The organism is Stenotrophomonas maltophilia group sp. Smal12 (assembly GCF_037079935.1).
In the GTDB taxonomy this organism is placed as follows: domain Bacteria; phylum Pseudomonadota; class Gammaproteobacteria; order Xanthomonadales; family Xanthomonadaceae; genus Stenotrophomonas; species Stenotrophomonas sepilia.
Genome location: NZ_JBAWUK010000106.1, coordinates 1 through 2,105, shown reverse-complemented (window position 1 = coordinate 2,105; position 2,105 = coordinate 1). Strand labels below are relative to the sequence as shown.

2 protein-coding genes are annotated in these 2,105 nt (G+C 67.2%); both read right to left on the bottom strand.

Annotation, left to right across the window (positions count from 1 at the left end; genetic code table 11):
* Window positions 1-74: 74 nt before the first annotated feature.
* Window positions 75-866, bottom strand: a complete 792-nt coding sequence (gene istB, locus WDC87_RS21775) for an IS21-like element ISPa36 family helper ATPase IstB (RefSeq protein ID WP_003097544.1) — start codon at window positions 864-866, stop codon at window positions 75-77.
* Window positions 853-2,105 (bottom strand): IS21-like element ISPa36 family transposase (gene istA, locus WDC87_RS21770; protein WP_336331330.1); only part of this gene is annotated, 1,253 nt, incomplete at its 5' end. The genes istA and istB, both read right to left, overlap by 14 nt.

The window sequence follows — 2,105 nt, the reverse complement described above, 5'->3', positions numbered from 1 at the left end:
TGTTGGCGCGCACTTAAAACTGACCCAGGCTGCGCGTTGAACTTTGACCCACCCGGTGTACGGGGCTGAGGGTATCAGTTGGTGGTCTGGGTGGTGGCCTCCTTTGCCCTGATTCTGGCTTTGGTCTTGTTGGCGGCGGTGCTGTTGCGCAGCCGCCAGGAGTCGTTGCCGGTCTCCAGGATGTGGCAGTGGTGGGTGATGCGATCCAGCAGCGCGGTGGTCATCTTGGCGTCGCCGAACACCTGACCCCATTCGGAGAAGGCCAAGTTGGTGGTGATGGCGAGGCTGGTGCGCTCGTAGAGCTTGCTGATCAGGTGGAACAGCAGCGCGCCGCCTGAGGGGGTGAACGGCAGGTAGCCCAGTTCATCGAGGATGACCAGGTCGGCATAGGTCAGGCGCAGGGCGATCTGCCCGGCCTTGCCCTGGGCCTGTTCCTTCTCCAGCGCATTGACCAGTTCGATGGTGGAGAAGAAGCGCACGCGCAGGCGATGCTGGCGCACGGCCTGGATGCCGATGGCGGTGGCCAGGTGGGTCTTGCCGGTGCCCGGTCCACCGACAAGGACGACGTTCTCGGGGGTGTGGATGAAGTCACCCTGGTGGAGTCGTTCGACCAGTGCGCGATCAACGGGACTGGCCGCGAAGTCGAACCCGAGCAGGTCACGATGGACGGGGAAACGTGCGGCCTTCATCTGGTTGGCCTGGGCACGAACCTGCCGTTCGGCGGACTCGGCCTGCAGCAGTTCGGCCATCCAGTGTTCGGGCTCCATGGTGTGCAGGCGCATCTTGGCCAGCAGTTCGGGCCACTGGCTGGCCATGCCGTGCAGCTTGAGCTGCTGCATGCGCAGCGGCAGGTCAGGCGTCGACATGATCTGCCTCCCGCAGGGCGTCGTAGCGGGCCGGATCGGACACCGGCGGATGACGCAGCGTCACTCGCGAGGCGACCGTCTCGATCGTGCGGTCCGGATGCTGCAATCGCCCCAGCACGTTGAGCACGTGGTCGGCGCGCACCAGGCCGGACTCGAGTGCCAGTTCCACCGCCACCAGTACCGCTTCGAGCCCGTGCACGGGTACGGCGGCCAGCACCTGGGCCATGGCGCGGTCGCCGTGAGGCTGGCGCAGCAACACCTGCTGCAGCTTGCGCAGCGGATCGGGCATGGACAGGAACGGCGCGCCGTCACGCAGTGCCCCCGGCTTGCGCTGGACCAGGGCGATGTAGTGCTGCCAGTCGTAGTGGACCCGATCACGCTCGAAGCTGCGCCGGTGGCGGGCGACCTCGGCCTCGCCGACCACCACGGCCAGTTCGAAGGGATACACGCGCAGGCTGGCGACGGCGTGGGCGTGTTCGCACGGCACGCTGTAGCGGTTGCGCTGGAAGCTGACCAGCGCGGTCGAACTGACCCGCACCGGCCGCTCGATGTAGCCGTCGAAGGGCGCGGGCATCGGCATCAGGTGGGGCTGTTCGTCCTCCAGAGCTTCGGCCACGGTGATGTCGGAGGCATCCGGATGCGCCTGCATCGGCCAAGCGGCGCGGCACTCGCTGGCGAGCCAGGCATTGAGGGTGTCCAGATCTGGCCAGTGGCGGGCCCCGGCCTCGATCCAGATCTGTCGGCGCCGGTCCTGCACGTTCTTCTCGACCCGCCCCTTCTCCCAACCCGCGGCGCGGTTGCAGAACTCCGCGGCGAACAGGTAGTGGCTGGTCATGGCGTGGAAGCGGGCGTTGACCCGCCGTTCCCGGTGCTGGCCGATCCCGTCCACCGCCGTCTTCATGTTGTCGTAGATGCCGCGGCGCGGCACGCCACCGAAGGCGGTAAACGCCTGGGTATGAGCATCGAACAGCATCTCGTGGCTCTGGGTGGGATAGGCCACCAACCAGAAGGCGCGGCTGCAGGCCAGCTTCACGTGGGCGAGATCCAGCGGCATCTTGGCGTGGCTGCCGACGAAGGCGTACTCGCGGCTCCAGTCGAACTGGAAGGCTTCACCCGGAGGAAAGTGCAACGGCACGAAGGCCGGGCGGCGGCTGGCGCCGCCGGCCGCCTTCCACTGGCGGATGAAGGCCGTCACCCGGGTGTAGGTGCCCGGATAGCCGATCGCCTGCAACTGCGAGA